This is a genomic window from Streptomyces sp. NPDC102451, assembly GCF_044765485.1.
Classification (GTDB): domain Bacteria; phylum Actinomycetota; class Actinomycetes; order Streptomycetales; family Streptomycetaceae; genus Streptomyces.
The window spans coordinates 388,116-402,755 of sequence record NZ_JBIWKD010000007.1; the positions used below are offsets into that span (position 1 = coordinate 388,116).

The window sequence follows — 14,640 nt, forward strand, 5'->3', positions numbered from 1 at the left end:
GCGTGCGTCAGGGCGCCACGGTGCTGCCCACACCGCCGCCGGTGGCGTCGCCGATCGGGCGGATGCCCCGGGTGATGGTGTCCATCAGGGAGAGCGGCAGCGCGTCCTGGCCCGCGTCGAAGGCGAAACGCACGATGACCGGCGTCTCGCTGCCCACGGCTGAGGGGAAGACGAGCGACTGCACGTATCCGCCGGGGCCCTTGCCCGTGGTGATCTGCCGGCGCACCAGGTATCCGGTGCGGCCCGCCACGGTCACCGGCCTGGACGCCAGGTCCTTGTGGGACCGGATGCCCCCGTGGATGAGGTCGCCGACGGTGTCCTTGCCGTAGGCGCGGTCGGCCGCCGTCCCGATGTCCTCCTCGGCCAGCGCCTTCATGTCCGTGAGGTCGGTGCCGTTCGCGGTCCGGACGGTGACCGTGCCGTGGTAGCAGAAGCTTCCCGAGTCGCCGGGGCAGGTGTAGGAGCCGACCGTACGCATCGTGGACGCGTCGTCGAGGGTGTTCTCCGGCTTCTCCCAGCCCTCGGGGATCTGCAGGGTGACGCCGTTCAGCTGGTCGACCAGCACCGTGGGGTCGTCCTCCGGGCCATCGGCGGGCGTCGGGCCGGGCGTGCCGGCGCTGTCCGTGGCGGTGGGCGGCGCACTGCTGCTGGGCGCGGCCGTCGGCTGCGTACCGCTGTCGTCCCCGCCCAGCACCAGGAAGCCGGTGACCGCGGCGGCGACGACGAGCAGGCCCGCCACGGTCATGGCCACGGTCCGGGTGGTGGTGCCCGCTCCGCTGCGTACGGGCTGCGGAGCGGGCACCACCGGCTGCGTGGCGGCGACGGAACGGGTGTACCCGGTCCAGGCCGTGCCGTCCCACCAGCGCTCGGTGCCGGGCACGTTCACGTCCGGGTACCAGCCGGGCGGGGTCGCGTTGGTCATGTCACCACTGTAGGGAGCCTCAGCCGAGCGGGGTCACGTACGCCCCCGAGATCCCGCCGTCGACGAGGAAGTCGGTGGCGTTGACGAACGAGGAGTCGTCGCTGGCCAGGAAGGCGACGGCGGCCGCGATCTCCGTCGCCTCGGCGAACCGGCCGAGCGGAATGTGCACGAGCCTGCGGGCGGCGCGCTCCGGGTCCTTGGCGAACAGCTCCTGCAGCAGCGGGGTGTTGACCGGCCCGGGGCACAGGGCGTTGACCCGGATCCCCTCGCGGGCGAACTGCACCCCGAGTTCGCGGGACAGGGCGAGGACACCGCCCTTGGACGCGGTGTACGAGATCTGGGAGGTCGCCGCGCCCATGCGGGCCACGAAGGACGCCGTGTTGATGATCGAGCCGCGGCCCTGGCGCCTCATGTAGGGGAGGGCGGCCTTGCAGCAGAGGTAGACGGAGGTGAGGTTGACGTCCTGGACGCGTTTCCAGGCCTCGAGACCGGTCGTGAGGATGGAGTCGTCGTCGGGGGGTGAGATGCCGGCGTTGTTGAAGGCGATGTCGACGGAGCCGTAGGTGTCGTCGGCGGCTGCGAAGAGCGCCTCGACCTGGCCGGGGTCGGTGACGTCGACCTGCACGAAGGTGCCTCCCACCTCCTGGGCCGCCGCCTTGCCCGCGCTCGCGTCGATGTCGCCGCAGACGACGTGGGCTCCCTCCGACGCGAGCCGGCGGGCGGTGGCGAGGCCGATGCCGCTGCCCGCCCCGGTGATGACGGCGGTGCGGCCGGTCAGACGGCGGCAGATGTTTCCGGAGTCGGTCGTCATGTCTGTTCAGGCCTCCGTGCCGATGAAGACGTTCTTGGTTTCGGTGAAGGCCGCGAGGGCGTCGGGCCCCAGTTCGCGGCCGAGCCCGGACCGCCCGTACCCGCCGAACGGGGTCCAGTAGCGCACGGCCGAGTGGGAGTTGACGGACAGGTTCCCGGCCCGGACCGCCCGGGAGACCCGCAGGGCGCGGCCCACGTCGCGGGTCCAGACCGAACCGGCCAGGCCGTAGTCGGTGGCGTTGGCCAGCCGGACCGCGTCCTCCTCGTCCTCGAAGGGCAGGACGACGGCGACCGGGCCGAAGACCTCCTCGGTGGCGACGGGGGCATCAGGAGCGATGCCGGTGAGGACGGTCGGCGGGAACCAGAACCCGGGGCCGCCGGGCGCGCTGCCCCGGATGCCGTCCGCGTCCTCGGGGACGAGTGTCCGTACGCGTTCCAGCTGGGCGCGGGAGATCAGCGGCCCCATCTGCGTCTTCTCGTCCGACGGATCCCCCACGACGACGGAGGCGACGGACGGGACGAGGTGTTCGAGGAACCGGTCGTAGGCGGAGCGCTGGACCAGGATGCGGGTGCGGGCGCAGCAGTCCTGGCCCGCGTTGTCCAGGAAGGACATGGGGGCGGCGGCCGCGGCGGCCTCGATGTCGGCGTCGGCGAAGACGATGTTGGGGCTCTTGCCTCCGAGTTCGAGGGTGAGCCGCTTCACCCGGTCCGCGCACCTGGCCATGATCTGCTTGCCGACGCGGGTCGACCCGGTGAAGACGATCTTCGCCACGCCGGGGTGTTCGACGAGGGCGTTGCCCGTCACGTCGCCGGCGCCGGGCAGCACCTGGAAGAGGTGTTCGGGGAGGCCGGCGTCGAGGGCGAGCCGGGCCAGCCGGAGCGCGGTGAGCGGGGTGGTCTCGGCCGGTTTGAGCAGGACGGCGTTGCCCGCGGCGAGGGCGGGGGCGGCGCCCCAGGCGGCGATGGGCATGGGGAAGTTCCACGGGGCGATCACCCCGACGACGCCCAGCGGTTCGAGGAACGTGACGTCGATCCCGCCCGGTACGGGGATCTGGCGTCCCGTCAGGCGTTCCACTCCCCCGGCCGCGTAGTCCAGCAGGTCCCGGACGTTGGCGGCCTCCCAGCGGGCGTTGCCCAGGGTGTGTCCCGCTTCGGTTACCTCCAGCCGGGCCAGCCGTTCGGCGTGTTCGTCGACGAGGACGGCGAAGCGGCGCAGCAGCCGGGCGCGGTCGGCGGGGGCCAGGGCGGCCCAGGTGCGCTGGGCGGCCGTGGCGCGGGTGACGGCGGCGTCGACCTCGTCGGCGGTGGTGGCGGGGACGGTGGCGACGAGCTCTTCGGTGGCCGGGTTCAGGACGCGGTGCTCGTGGATCACGGGGCTCCTCACAAGCGTTCGAAGGAGCGGCGGAGCTCCCAGTCGGTCACGGCCGCGTCGAAGGCCTCCAGTTCGACGCGTGCCATGTTGCGGTAGTGCGCGACGACGTCGTCGCCGAAGGCTTCCCTGGCCACCTCGCTGTCCTCCCAGAGGGCGGCGGCCTCACGGAGTGTGGTGGGGACCTGGTCGTATCCGGCGGTGTAGGCGTTGCCCTCGCAGGCGTCGGGGAGTTCCAGTTCGTGTGCGATGCCGTGGAGTCCCGCGGCGACGAGGCCGGCGACCGCCAGGTACGGGTTGACGTCGCCGCCGGGCAGCCGGTTCTCGAAGCGCATCGAGCGGCCGTGTCCGACGACGCGGAGGGCGCAGGTGCGGTTGTCGTGGCCCCAGGCAACGGCGGTCGGGGCGAAGGAGCCGGGCTGGAACCGCTTGTAGGAGTTGATGTTCGGCGCGTACAGCAGGGAGAAGTCGCGCAGGGCGGCGAGCTGGCCGGCGAGGAAGTGCCGCATCACGGGGGACATCGAGCCGTCCTCGCCCGCCATGACGCTGCGGCCTCCGGTGTCCTGGAGCGAGAGGTGGATGTGACAGGAGTTGCCCTCGCGCTCGTTGAACTTGGCCATGAAGGTGAGCGCGACGCCTTCCTGGGCGGCGATCTCCTTGGAGCCGGTCTTGTAGACGGCGTGCTGGTCGCAGGTGACGAGGGCCTCGTCGTAGCGGAAGACGATCTCGTGCTGGCCGGGGTTGCACTCGCCCTTGGCGGACTCGACGGTGAGTCCGGCGGCCGCCATCTCGTTGCGGATGCGGCGCAGCAGCGGTTCGATGCGGCCGGTGCCGAGGACCGAGTAGTCGACGTTGTACTGGTTGGCCGGGGTGAGGCCGCGGTAGTTGCGGTCCCAGGCCTGTTCGTAGGTGTCCTTGAAGACGATGAACTCGAGTTCCGTGCCGACGTGGGCGGTCAGTCCGTGGGCGGCGAGCCGCTCCAGCTGGCGCCGGAGGATCTGGCGGGGCGCGGCGACGACCGGAGAGCCGTCCTCCCAGGCGAGGTCGGCCATGACCAGGACCGTTCCCTCGTGCCAGGGGATCCGGCGCAGGGTCGTGAGGTCGGGGCGCATCGCGAAGTCGCCGTAGCCGTTGGACCAGGACGACATGGCGAACCCGTCGACAGTGTTCATGTCCGTGTCGACGGCGAGCAGGTAGTTGCAGCCCTCCGTGCCGTGTTCCAGCACCTCGTCGAGGAAGAAGGACGCCGCGAACCGTTTACCCTGCAGCCTGCCCTGCATGTCGGTGAAGGCGAGGACGACGGTGTCGATCTCACCGCGCTCCACCAGCACGCGCAGCTCGTCGGTCCCCAGCGGGGGTGTGCGGTCTGCCACGGAATACTCCTCGTTCGGTCGGCCGGAGGGATTGCCGGTCGGCCCGGGACCGACCGGCCTAAGGTATGGGGGAAAACCATTGGGGGGAAGGGGATCGGGACGTGGCGGAAGAAACCGGGGAGCCCGGCTACTCCGACCGGCTGCTGTCCGCCCTGCGGCCGGTCCGCGCGGGCAACGGCTTCGAGGAGGCGCTGGAGCAGATCCTCCAGGTGGTCCGGCTCGGCCTGGTGCCCGGCGGCGGGCGGCTGCCGGCGGAGCGCGAGCTGGCCGGGCTGCTCGGCATCAGCCGGGTGGCCCTGCGCGAGGTGCTGAGGGTCCTTCAGGACCAGGGCCTGATCGAGGCCAGACGCGGCCGGCACGGCGGTACGTTCGTGCTGCCCCGGGACCCCGGCCCGGACGCCGGTGACGAGCTGCGCCGCCGGGTGGCGGACGTCGGCATCGAGGACGTCCTGCTCTTCCGCGAGGTCCTGGAGTCGGGCGCGGCCGGGCTCTGCGCGTCGCGCGGCCTCGGCGAGGAGGGGGCGGACCGGCTGCGTACGGCTCTGGCGGCGACACACGAGGCACCTCTGCCCGACTACCGCAGGATCGACACCCTTTTCCATCTGACGCTCGCCGAGCTCTCCGGCTCCCCCTCCCTCGCGGCCGGGTACGCGTCCGTGCGGGCGCGCGTCAACGACCTGCTGGACTGCATCCCCCTGCTCGTACGGAATCTCGAACACTCGCAGCAACAGCACACGGCGCTCGTCGCCGCGGTGCTCGACGGCGACGAGGAGGGCGCGCGGGCGGTGATGCGCGAGCACTGCGCGGGTACGGCCGCGCTCCTTCGGGGCTTCCTGGCTTGAACCCGCCCTTCCGGATCACTGCTCTTGCGTGACGGCTCCGTACGAACAAAGGTATGACGTAACACCATTGCACCGGGCCGGCCCGCAGACCGGCCGCCGGAGGGACCGCACCATGCACGAACCGCTCATCGGCGTCACGACCTATCTGGAGCCGGCGGCTCGCTGGGGCGTCTGGGAACTCCCCGCGGCGGTACTCCCCTCCGCCTACCCCGCGCTGGTCCAGCGCTCCGGCGCACTCGCCGCGCTGCTGCCGCCGGACGACCCGGCCAGGGCGCGGGCCGCGGTGGCCCGGGTGGACGGTCTGGTGATCGCGGGCGGCGCCGACGTCGACCCCGGGCTGTACGGCGCGGAGCGCGACTTCAGGACGGGTCCGCCGGCACACGAGCGCGACACCTGGGAGGTCGCACTGCTCCGCGCGGCCCGGGAGAGCGGCACCCCGGTGCTCGGGATCTGCCGCGGCATGCAGCTGCTCAACGTGGCGCTGGGCGGCACGCTGACCCAGCATCTGGACGGCCACGCGGGCCCGTTCGGCAAGGCGGGGGTCCTCGGCGAGCACCCGGTGACGCCGGTCCCGGGCACGCTGTACGCCTCGCTCGTGCCCGAGGAGGCGTCCGTACCCACGTATCACCACCAGGCCGTGGACCGGCTCGCGCCGGGTCTGGTGGCCTCGGCGTACGCGGCGGACGGCACGGTCGAGGCGATCGAACTGCCCGGCGCGCAGTGGGTGCTCGGGGTCCAGTGGCACCCGGAGATGGGTGACGACCTGCGGATCATGCGGGCCCTGGTGGCGGCGGCCACGGCCGCGGCGTCCGTGGCCACCGTCTGAGGCCCCGGGGGCCCGGCCCCGTACGGGCGGTCAGGTGTCCCGCGCGGTCAGCGAGAGCAGGTCACGCGCCGGCCCCGTGGGCCGGTGGCCGGCCGGCCAGACCGCGCGCAGCTGGCGGCGCAGCCGGACGCCCGCGACCGGGACCTTGACCAGCCGCCGCGCGGAGAGCTCCTCGCCCAGCGCGAGTTCACTGAGTACGCAGGGGCCGGCGCCGCTCTCCGCGGCCCCCTTCACCGCGGTGGTCGAGGAGAGTTCGAGCAGGGGGCGCGCCAGTCCGCCGTGCACGGCGAGCGCCGCGTCCAGGACCTGGCGGGTGCCCGAACCGTGCTCCCGCAGGATCAGGGGCGCCTCGGCGAGCTCCCCCGGGGTCAGCGTGGCCCGGCGTGCCCACGGGTGGGAGGGGGCGACCACGACGACGAGCCGGTCGTGCGCGATGACGGTGCCGTCGAGCCCTTCCGGTATCGAGAGTCCCTCGACGAAGCCCAGATCCGCCTCGCCGGCCAGCAGCCGGAGGGCGACCGCCGCCGAGTTCCCCGCGAGCAGGGACACGGCGGTGCCGGGCCTTTCGGCCCGGAGCGCGATCAGCCAGCCCGGCAGCAGGTACTCCGCGATGGTCATGCTCGCGGCGACCCGCAGCCGGGAGTCGCGCCGGTCCCGCAGCGCCTGGGCCCCCGCGTCGAACGCCTCGGCCGCCTCGACGACCCTGCGCGCCCAGTCGGTGACGAGGGCGCCCGCGTCGGTCAGCCGGGATCCGCGCGGTGAGCGGTCCAGGAGCGCGACGCCGAGCTGCCGCTCCATCGAGCGGATGCGGCTGGAGGCGGCGGGCTGGCTGATGCCGACGTCCCGCGCCGCCCGGCCCAGGCTCCCGTGCCGCGCGACCGCGAGCAGCAGGACCATGGCTCCCAGGTCGGGGACCCGGTGGGGCAGGGAGGAGGGCGGGGGTACGGGACTGGTCATAACCCCAGCCTATGACCTCATAGCCCCGCGCTCCCTGGTGGGCCGGGGCCCGTCCACCGAGAATCGTGGCATGGCCATCTTTCCGCAGACCAAGACCGGGACTCCCGCCTCCCCTTCCCCTTCCCACCGGCTCCCGTCCCTGCGGCACCTCGGCCCCAACTGGTACGCGACGGTGATGGGGACCGCCATCGTCGCGACCGCGGGCGCCGCGCTGCCGGTGGGCGTGCCGGGTCTGCGGACCGCCTGTGTCGTGGTGTGGGCCCTGTCCGCGGTGCTGCTGGCCGTCGTGCTGGCGGCCCGTGCCGGGCACTGGGTCCTGCACCGGGACCAGGCCCGCGCCGGCCTGCTGGACCCCGCCGTCGCCCCGTTCCACGGCTGTCTGTCCATGGCGCTGCTCGCCGTCGGCGCGGGCACCCTGGTGGCCGGCCAGGACGCCATCGGACACCCGGCCGCCGTCGCCGTGGACGTGGTGCTGTTCACGGCGGGTACGGTCGCGGGGCTCGCCGCCGCCGTGGCGATCCCGTACCTCATGGTCGTACGCCACCGGCTCGCCCCGGGCACCGCGTCGCCGGTCTGGCTGCTGCCCCTGGTGGCCCCGATGGTCTCCGCAGCTGTCGGGCCCCTGCTGGTGCCCGAGCTGGCGCCCGGCCAGGGGCGCGAGGCGCTGCTGCTCGCCTGTTACGCGATGTTCGGGCTGTCCCTGCTGTCGACCCTGGTGGTCGTTCCGCTGGTCTTCGCGCGCCTGGTCCACCAGGGCCCGCTGCCGCTCGCGCTGACTCCCACGCTGTTCCTGGTGCTCGGGCCGCTGGGCCAGTCCACGACCGCCGTCAACCAGCTGGCCGATGTGGCACCGGGCGCGGTCGCGGCGCCGTACGCCTCGGCCTTCGGCGCGTTCGCCGTGCTGTACGGGGTGCCGGTGATGGGGTTCGCCCTGCTGTGGCTGGCCCTGTCGGCCGCGATGGTGGTGCGCGCGGTGCGGCGCGGCATGGGGTTCACGATGACGTGGTGGGGGTTCACCTTCCCGGTCGGTACGTGTGTCACGGGCGCGGCGGGGCTGGCCCGGCACACCGGGCTGGACGCGTTCACCTGGCTGGCCGTGGCGCTCTACGCGCTGCTGGTGACGGCCTGGGCGTTCGCCGGCGTACGGACGCTGGGCGGGCTGTTCAGCGGAGCGCTGCTCGCAGCGCCCCGGCCGCTTCGGCCAGTGACGGTCCGTACCACGTGAGGTGACGCCCGTCGACGAGGGCGGCGGGCAGGCCGGGGAAGGCCTCGGGCCCGTCGGTGGCGGTGAAGCGGTACGGCTCGTCGGGCAGGACGACCAGCTCGGCGCCGGACGCGTTCAGCTCGTCCAGGGGGATGCGGGGGTAGCGGTCGTGGTGGCCGGCGTACACGTTGTGCACCCCGAGGCGGGCGAGCAGGTCACCGGCGAAGGTGTCGCGGCCCAGCACCATCCAGGGTCTGCGCCAGACCGGCACGATCGCGGGGCGCGGCGCGGGGTCGGGCGGCAGCGCCTCCCAGGCGGCCCGGGACTCCTCCAGCCAGCGCGGCCCGGACAGCCCGCAGGCGGTGAGGACCCGTTCCAGCTCGGCGAAGGCCTGGTCGAGGGTGCGGACCTCGGTGACCAGGACGTCCGGCCCGGCGGCCCGCAGCGCGGCCAGGTCCACCTCCCGGTTCTCCTCCTCGTTGGCGAGGACGAGGTCGGGGCGCAGGGCCGCCACGGCCGCGGTGTCGGGGTTCTTGGTGCCGCCGATACGGGCGGCGGTCAGCCCCGCGGGGTGGGTGCACCAGTCGGTGACACCGACGAGCAGACCGGGCGCGGTGACGGCGACGGCCTCGGTGAGCGACGGGACGAGGGAGACGACACGCATCGGCACCCCGTCAGCGCCGCGAGTCGTACGTGGCGTCGATGTGCTCGGCGACCGAGACGACCAGCAGCCGGGTGCCCGGTACGGTCGCCCGCCACCGGTGCCGGACCCCGCCGGAGAGGAAGAGCGTGTCGCCCCGGCCCAGTCGGTGGGCCCGGCCCTCCGCCTCGACCTCGACGGCGCCCTCCACGACGTACATCACCTCGTCGTTGCGGTGCTGGAACTCCCGCCCGAGGTCCTGCTCGCCGATGAACTCCAGCGCGCTGAGCTGGTGCCGTCCGCGCACCAGCCTGCGGACGCCGTCCTCGTCGTCCGCCCGTACGACGTCCACGGCGCGTGCCGAGTCCGCCGCGGCGCGCAGCCGCTCGGTCGTGGTCTCCAGCGCCTCCGCCACCCGGTGCAGGGACCGGGGACTGGGTCTGGCCCGTTCGTTCTCGATCTGGCTGAGGAACGGTACGGACAGTCCACTGCGCCCGGCCACCGCGGCCAGGGTGAGTCCAAGGGTCCTGCGGCGTCGGCGAACCGCCGCACCCACTCGAAGTGCTTCCTTTTCGTCCATGTCCGGCTCCCTCCCCGGATCGCCATCCTCCCGGTTGCCAGCACCCTACGCATGTCGTTCGCGGGACGGAGGGGGAAGCCGGCGGACGGGGACGGACGGGAGACCTTCGGGGATCCCTCCGACCAGCGTGAAGGGGACGGCTCCGGTTCGCTACCGGGGCCGTCCCCTTCACCGTGACGGGTGGGTGGACCGGCGGGTCAGCTGCCGACCGGCGTCAGCTTCGCCACCACGTCCGGGTTGGCGTCCATCCAGCGGCGGGCGGACTCCTTCTCCTTGCCGGCGCCGCCCTTCTGGATCTCCACCTCCAGCGAGGCCAGCTGCGCCTCGCTGAGCTTGAAGTCCTTCAGCCAGCCGGTCAGCTCCGGGAAGTCCTTGGCGAAGTCCTTCTTGGCGACCGTGTGGATCTGCTCGCCCTTGCCCCAGGCACCCTTCGGGTCCTCGAGCTTCTTCAGGTCGTGCTTGCCGTAGGCCCAGTGCGGCGACCACAGGGTCACCACGACCGGCTCCTTCTTCTTGATCGACCGGTTCAGCTCGGCCAGCATCGACGAGGTGCTGGACGAGACGACCTCGTACTCACCTTCGAGGCCGTACTCCTTGAGCACCTTCTTGTTCAGCGTGCCCATCATCCCGGCGCTCGACTCGATGCCGATGATCTTGCCGTCGAACTTCTTGCCCTGGCCCTTGAGGTCCTCGAGCGAGTCGATGCCCTTGACGTACGACGGGACCGACAGCTCCAGCGAGGTCGGCCCGTACCAGGAGCCGAGATCGGTGAGGTTGTCCTTGTACCGGTCCCAGTAGTCCTTGTGCGTGGTGGGCAGCCAGGAGTCGAACTGGACGTCCAGCTGTCCCTGGGCGAGACCGGTGTAGAGCGGGCCCGGGTCGAGCTGCTTGACCGAGGTCTTGTACCCCCGGTCCTCCAGCATGTTCTGCCAGAGGTAGGTGGAGGCGATGGCCTCGTCCCACGGGAAGTAGCCCATGTTGACGGTCTTGCCCGCGTCCTTGCCCTGCTTCGAGCCGCCCGCGCCGTCCGGCACCGGGGCCAGCTTGTCGACGAGGCCGGGGTTCTTCTTCAGCCAACTGCGGACGCCGTCCTGCTCCTTGCCCTGGCCGGCACCCTGGATCTCGTTCTCCAGGCTCGTGAGCTGCTTCTCGGTGAGCTTGAAGTCCTTGAGCCAGTCCGCGACGACCGGGGACTTCTTCGCGAAGCCCTTGTGGGCGACGGTGTGGACCTCTTCGCCCTTGCCCCAGGCGCCCTTCGGGTCCTTGAGCTTCTTCAGGTCGTGCTTGCCGTAGGCCCAGTGCGGCGACCACAGGGTCACCACGACCGGCTCCTTCTTCTTGATGGAGGCGTTCAGCTCGGCGAGCATCGAGGAGGTGCTGGACGAGACGACCTCGTACTCACCTTCGAGGCCGTACTCCTTGAGCACCTTCTTGTTGAGGGTGCCCATCATCCCGGCACTGGCCTCGATGCCGATGATCTTGCCGTCGAACTTCTTGCCCTGACCCTTGAGGTCCTCGAGCGAGTCGATGCCCTTGACGTACGAGGGAACCGTCAGCTCGAGCGAGGTGGGGCCGTACCAGGAGCCGAGGTCGTCCAGCTGGTCGCTGTACTTGTCCCAGTAGTCCTTGTGCGTGGTCGGCAGCCAGGAGTCCGTCTGGAAGTCGATGTCGCCGCGGGCGACACCGGAGTAGAGCGGACCGGCGTCGAGCTGGGTGATCCCGGTCTCGAAGCCGCGCTGCTCCAGGATCTCCTTCCACAGGTACGTGGAGGCGATGCCCTCGTCCCAGGGGATGTACCCCATGTTGATCTTCTGGCCCTGGCCGACGTTCGAGCTGTCGGCCTGGTCGGCCTTCGAGTCGCCGGAACCGGCGATGTTGAGGCCGCCCGCGACGAGCGCGAGGACGACGACACCGGTCATGGCGACGGCGGTACCCGGCTTGTAGTGCGTGAACTTCAGCCGGCGCGCACCGGCGGCGACCTTGGCGGCGGCACGGCGGCCGAGCGGGGAGACCCGCTCGTTGAGCGCGCCGGTCATCCGGTCCAGGTACATGGCGAGGATGACGACGGCGATCCCGCTCTCGGCGGCGAGGCCGACCTGGAGCTGGGTGATCGCGGCGTACACCTTCTCGCCGAGGCCGCCGGCGCCGGCCATGCCGCCGATGACGACCATCGACAGGGCCAGCATGATGACCTGGTTGATCCCGGCCATGATCGTCGGCAGGGCGAGCGGCAGCTGCACCCGGGTGAGGGTGTGCTTGGGCGTGGTGCCGAAGGCCTCCGCGGCCTCGACCAGCTCGCCGTCGACCTGGCGGATGCCGAGCTCGGTCATCCGGACGCCGGGCGGCATCGCGAAGACGATGGTGGCGATCACACCGGGGGTGACGCCGACGCCGAAGAACATGACGCCGGGGATCAGGTAGACGAAGGCCGGCATCGTCTGCATGACGTCGAGCACCGGCCGCAGCGCGGCGCTGACCCTGTTGTTGCGCGCCGCCCAGATGCCCGTGGGCACCGCGATCACGATGGTGATGACCGCGGCCACCACGACCAGCGAGAGGGTCGCCATCGCCTCGTCCCAGAGGGCGAGGGAGTCGATGAGCGCGAAGCCCACGAAGGTGAGCACGGCGGGGACGACCCCGCGCAGCCAGAACGCGATGACGGCGAAGATCCCGGCCATCAGCAGCGGCTCGCCGCCGCCGAGCACGGCGTTGACGCCGTCGTACATGCCGCCGAGGACGGTCTTGATGAAGTCGAAGATCCAGGTGAGGTTCGACTGGAGCCAGTCGACCGCGTCCTCGACCCAGCTGCCGAAGGAGAGCCTAGGCACCGGCGATCACCTTCTTGACCTCGCGCGGAGCCGGAACCTGGCCGTCGGCCTGGCTCTCGACCTGCGGTTCCTCGCCGAGCGCGGCGAGCAGCCTGGCGCGCGGGACGATGCCCACGACCTTGCCGTCCTCACCGGTGACGGCGACGGCCGCCCCGCTGGTGGAGCACGGGGTGAAGAGCTCGGCGATGGGCGTCTCGGCCGACACCGTCGCGGGCGCCTCGGCCTTCAGCTCGGCGTCGGAGCTGCCCTTGGCGGGCGCCTCCATGATCGAGCCGGCGGTGAGCACCCGGGAGCGGTCGACGTCCTGGATGAAGGAGGCGACGTAGTCGTTGGACGGCCGGACGAGGATGTCCTCGGCGGTGCCCTGCTGGACGATCTCGCCGTCCCGCATCACGGCGATGCGGTCGCCGAGGCGCATGGCCTCGTTGAGGTCGTGGGTGATGAAGACGATCGTCTTCTTCAGACGCTTCTGCAGTTCGAGGAGCTGGTCCTGCATGTCGCGCCGGATCAGCGGGTCGAGCGCGCTGAAGGACTCGTCCATCAGGAGCAGGTCGGCGTCGGTGGCGAGCGCGCGGGCCAGACCCACGCGCTGCTGCATGCCGCCGGACAGCTCGTCGGGCCAGGACTTCTCCCAGCCGGCGAGGCCGGTCATCTCCAGTGCCTGGGCGGCGCGTTCCTCCCGCGCGACCCGCGGTACGCCCTGGACCTCCAGGCCATACGCGGCGTTCTCCAGCACGCTCCGGTGGGGGAAGAGCGCGAAGTGCTGGAAGACCATGCTGATCTTGGTGGAGCGTACGTTGCGCAGCTCACGGGGGCTCAGGGCGGTCAGGTCCTCCCCGTCGAACAGCACACGTCCGGCGGTGGGCTCCAGCAGGCCGTTGAGCATCCGCAGCAATGTGGACTTCCCCGAACCGGAGAGTCCCATGACGACGAAGATCTGGCCCGGTTCCACGGTGAACGAGGCGTCGATCACCGCTGCGGTCGTTCCGTCGGCGCGCAGCTCGTCGCGGTGGGTACCGCCTTCGAGCTTCTGCACGGCTTGATCGGGTCGTCTGCCGAACACTTTGTACAAGTGCTCGGCTTGCAGCCTTGACACATACACCTCACGCGTTGAACCGAAAACGGTCTGCCACCCCCTTCGGCAGACCGTGGAGCGGTGCGGATTCGGTCCGCAGAGCACGCGCACTTCGTTGAAAAATGGACGTGGTCCGCTCCGGTGCCGCGCCTGCCCCCGCTTACGCGAACCAAACACATGTGTGATCCAGCTCACCCGGGAAACCTGTGAATCCGGGAACCGCACGCTCACCGGCGCGGCCCTGTCGGTGGGGTGCGGCATCATCGGGGTGTGACGCGACGCCTGATGCTCCTCGACACCGCCTCCCTCTACTTCCGCGCCTATTTCGGCGTCCCGGACTCGGTGCGCGCACCGGACGGCACGCCGGTCAACGCCGTGCGCGGGCTGCTCGACTTCATCGCCCGGCTGGTGCAGGACCACCGGCCGGACGACCTGGTCGCCTGCATGGACGCGGACTGGCGCCCGCAGTGGCGGGTCGACCTGATCCCGACCTACAAGGCGCACCGGGTGGCCACGGAGACGGCCGAGGGCGTCCCCGACGAGGAGGAGGTCCCCGACACCCTCTCCCCGCAGGTCCCGGTGATCGAGGCCGTGCTGGACGCGCTCGGGATCGCCCGGGTGGGCGTCGCCCCGTACGAGGCGGACGACGTGATCGGCACGCTGGCCGGGCGGGCCGCGGGACCGGTGGACATCGTGACCGGGGACCGCGATCTGTATCAGCTGGTCGACGACGCCCGCGGGGTGCGGGTGCTCTACCCCCTCAAGGGCGTGGGCACGCTCCAGGTGACGGACGAGGCGTGGCTGCGCGAGAAGTACGGCGTGGACGGCAGCGGATACGTCGATCTGGCGCTGCTGCGCGGCGATCCCAGCGACGGGCTGCCGGGGGTCCCCGGCATCGGCGAGAAGACGGCGGCGAAGCTGCTGGACGCCTTCGGGGACCTGGCCGGGATCATGGCCGCGGTGGACGATCCCGCCGCCCGGCTCACCCCGTCCCAGCGCAAGCGGCTGGACGAGGCCCGGGACTATGTGGCGGTCGCCCCGAAGGTCGTCCGGGTCGCCGACGACGTGCCCCTGCCCGACTTCACCCCCGCCCTCCCCCGCGAACCGCGCGATCCGGCGGCCCTGGAAGCACTGGCGGCACGCTGGGGTCTGGGCAACGCGCTCCAGCGGCTCCTCGTCACACTCCAGGCATGAGGTGCTAGCTTAGGTAAACC

Annotated in this window: 13 protein-coding genes; 4 read left to right on the plus strand and 9 right to left on the minus strand. The window is 71.7% G+C overall.

Annotated elements, in window-relative coordinates; translation table 11 throughout:
• Positions 1–7 precede the first annotated feature (7 nt).
• From ACIRD8_RS19430 to ACIRD8_RS19445, 4 genes are read right to left on the minus strand one after another with little or no spacing between them, the layout of a single operon-like run.
• Positions 8–922, minus strand: a complete 915-nt coding sequence (locus ACIRD8_RS19430; RefSeq protein ID WP_403992690.1) for a DUF2510 domain-containing protein — start codon at positions 920–922, stop codon at positions 8–10.
• A 19-nt stretch (positions 923–941) separates the two neighbouring features.
• Positions 942–1,733 (minus strand): 3-oxoacyl-ACP reductase, encoded by a 792-nt coding sequence (locus ACIRD8_RS19435; RefSeq protein WP_403992693.1) that lies wholly within the window; start codon positions 1,731–1,733, stop codon positions 942–944.
• Between the two features lie 6 nt (positions 1,734–1,739).
• Positions 1,740–3,104: an aldehyde dehydrogenase family protein gene (locus tag ACIRD8_RS19440; RefSeq protein WP_403992696.1), complete on the minus strand. Its 1,365-nt coding sequence runs from the start codon at positions 3,102–3,104 to the stop codon at positions 1,740–1,742.
• 8 nt (positions 3,105–3,112) lie between these two features.
• A complete protein-coding gene (locus tag ACIRD8_RS19445; protein ID WP_403992699.1) occupies positions 3,113–4,474 on the minus strand; it encodes a glutamine synthetase family protein in 1,362 nt (453 codons plus the stop codon).
• A gap of 65 nt (positions 4,475–4,539) precedes the next feature.
• Here ACIRD8_RS19445 and ACIRD8_RS19450 point away from each other — a divergent pair, with 65 nt between their 5' ends.
• Together ACIRD8_RS19450 and ACIRD8_RS19455 are read left to right on the plus strand one after the other, a co-directional pair.
• Positions 4,540–5,316 (plus strand): FadR/GntR family transcriptional regulator, encoded by a 777-nt coding sequence (locus ACIRD8_RS19450; RefSeq protein ID WP_403992702.1) that lies wholly within the window; start codon positions 4,540–4,542, stop codon positions 5,314–5,316.
• Positions 5,317–5,428: 112 nt separating this feature from the next.
• Positions 5,429–6,142 carry a gamma-glutamyl-gamma-aminobutyrate hydrolase family protein gene (locus tag ACIRD8_RS19455; protein WP_403992705.1) on the plus strand — a complete coding sequence of 238 codons (714 nt, stop codon included), beginning with the start codon at positions 5,429–5,431 and terminating at the stop codon, positions 6,140–6,142.
• Between the two features lie 30 nt (positions 6,143–6,172).
• On the opposite strand, the gene ACIRD8_RS19460 is transcribed toward ACIRD8_RS19455, so the two are convergent.
• On the minus strand, positions 6,173–7,099 hold the full coding sequence (locus tag ACIRD8_RS19460) for a LysR family transcriptional regulator (protein ID WP_403992708.1): 927 nt from the start codon (positions 7,097–7,099) through the stop codon (positions 6,173–6,175).
• Between the two features lie 70 nt (positions 7,100–7,169).
• On the opposite strand from ACIRD8_RS19460, the gene ACIRD8_RS19465 reads away from it, so the two are divergent.
• Positions 7,170–8,324 carry a TDT family transporter gene (locus tag ACIRD8_RS19465; protein WP_403992711.1) on the plus strand — a complete coding sequence of 385 codons (1,155 nt, stop codon included), beginning with the start codon at positions 7,170–7,172 and terminating at the stop codon, positions 8,322–8,324.
• Here the strand turns inward: ACIRD8_RS19465 and ACIRD8_RS19470 are convergent.
• The 4 genes from ACIRD8_RS19470 to ACIRD8_RS19485 form a co-directional block, all read right to left on the minus strand.
• Entirely contained in the window at positions 8,263–8,967 is a 705-nt protein-coding gene (locus tag ACIRD8_RS19470) for a helical backbone metal receptor (RefSeq protein ID WP_403992714.1), read from the minus strand. The genes ACIRD8_RS19465 and ACIRD8_RS19470 overlap by 62 nt on opposite strands.
• A 10-nt stretch (positions 8,968–8,977) precedes the next feature.
• Positions 8,978–9,523 (minus strand): helix-turn-helix domain-containing protein, encoded by a 546-nt coding sequence (locus tag ACIRD8_RS19475; protein ID WP_403992717.1) that lies wholly within the window; start codon positions 9,521–9,523, stop codon positions 8,978–8,980.
• A gap of 197 nt (positions 9,524–9,720) precedes the next feature.
• Positions 9,721–12,351 (minus strand): ABC transporter permease/substrate binding protein, encoded by a 2,631-nt coding sequence (locus ACIRD8_RS19480; protein ID WP_403992720.1) that lies wholly within the window; start codon positions 12,349–12,351, stop codon positions 9,721–9,723.
• Positions 12,344–13,447, minus strand: a complete 1,104-nt coding sequence (locus ACIRD8_RS19485; protein ID WP_403992723.1) for a glycine betaine/L-proline ABC transporter ATP-binding protein — start codon at positions 13,445–13,447, stop codon at positions 12,344–12,346. Before ACIRD8_RS19485 ends, ACIRD8_RS19480 begins: the two co-directional genes overlap by 8 nt.
• Before the next feature lie 264 nt (positions 13,448–13,711).
• On the opposite strand from ACIRD8_RS19485, the gene ACIRD8_RS19490 reads away from it, so the two are divergent.
• On the plus strand, positions 13,712–14,620 hold the full coding sequence (locus ACIRD8_RS19490; protein WP_403992838.1) for a 5'-3' exonuclease H3TH domain-containing protein: 909 nt from the start codon (positions 13,712–13,714) through the stop codon (positions 14,618–14,620).
• The last annotated feature ends 20 nt before the right edge of the window (positions 14,621–14,640 follow it).

Excerpts from the sequence above, each read along its gene's own strand:
- ACIRD8_RS19460 (WP_403992708.1), bottom strand. The coding sequence starts at position 7,099 with ATGACCAGTCCCGTACCCCCGCCCTCCTCCCTGCCCCACCGGGTCCCC.
- ACIRD8_RS19475 (WP_403992717.1), bottom strand. The coding sequence starts at position 9,523 with ATGGACGAAAAGGAAGCACTTCGAGTGGGTGCGGCGGTTCGCCGACGC.
- ACIRD8_RS19470 (WP_403992714.1), bottom strand. The coding sequence starts at position 8,967 with ATGCGTGTCGTCTCCCTCGTCCCGTCGCTCACCGAGGCCGTCGCCGTC.
- ACIRD8_RS19490 (WP_403992838.1), top strand. The coding sequence starts at position 13,712 with ATGCTCCTCGACACCGCCTCCCTCTACTTCCGCGCCTATTTCGGCGTC.
- ACIRD8_RS19450 (WP_403992702.1), top strand. The coding sequence starts at position 4,540 with ATGGGGGAAAACCATTGGGGGGAAGGGGATCGGGACGTGGCGGAAGAA.
- ACIRD8_RS19430 (WP_403992690.1), bottom strand. The coding sequence starts at position 922 with ATGACCAACGCGACCCCGCCCGGCTGGTACCCGGACGTGAACGTGCCC.
- ACIRD8_RS19465 (WP_403992711.1), top strand. The coding sequence starts at position 7,170 with ATGGCCATCTTTCCGCAGACCAAGACCGGGACTCCCGCCTCCCCTTCC.
- ACIRD8_RS19455 (WP_403992705.1), top strand. The coding sequence starts at position 5,429 with ATGCACGAACCGCTCATCGGCGTCACGACCTATCTGGAGCCGGCGGCT.
- ACIRD8_RS19435 (WP_403992693.1), bottom strand. The coding sequence starts at position 1,733 with ATGACGACCGACTCCGGAAACATCTGCCGCCGTCTGACCGGCCGCACC.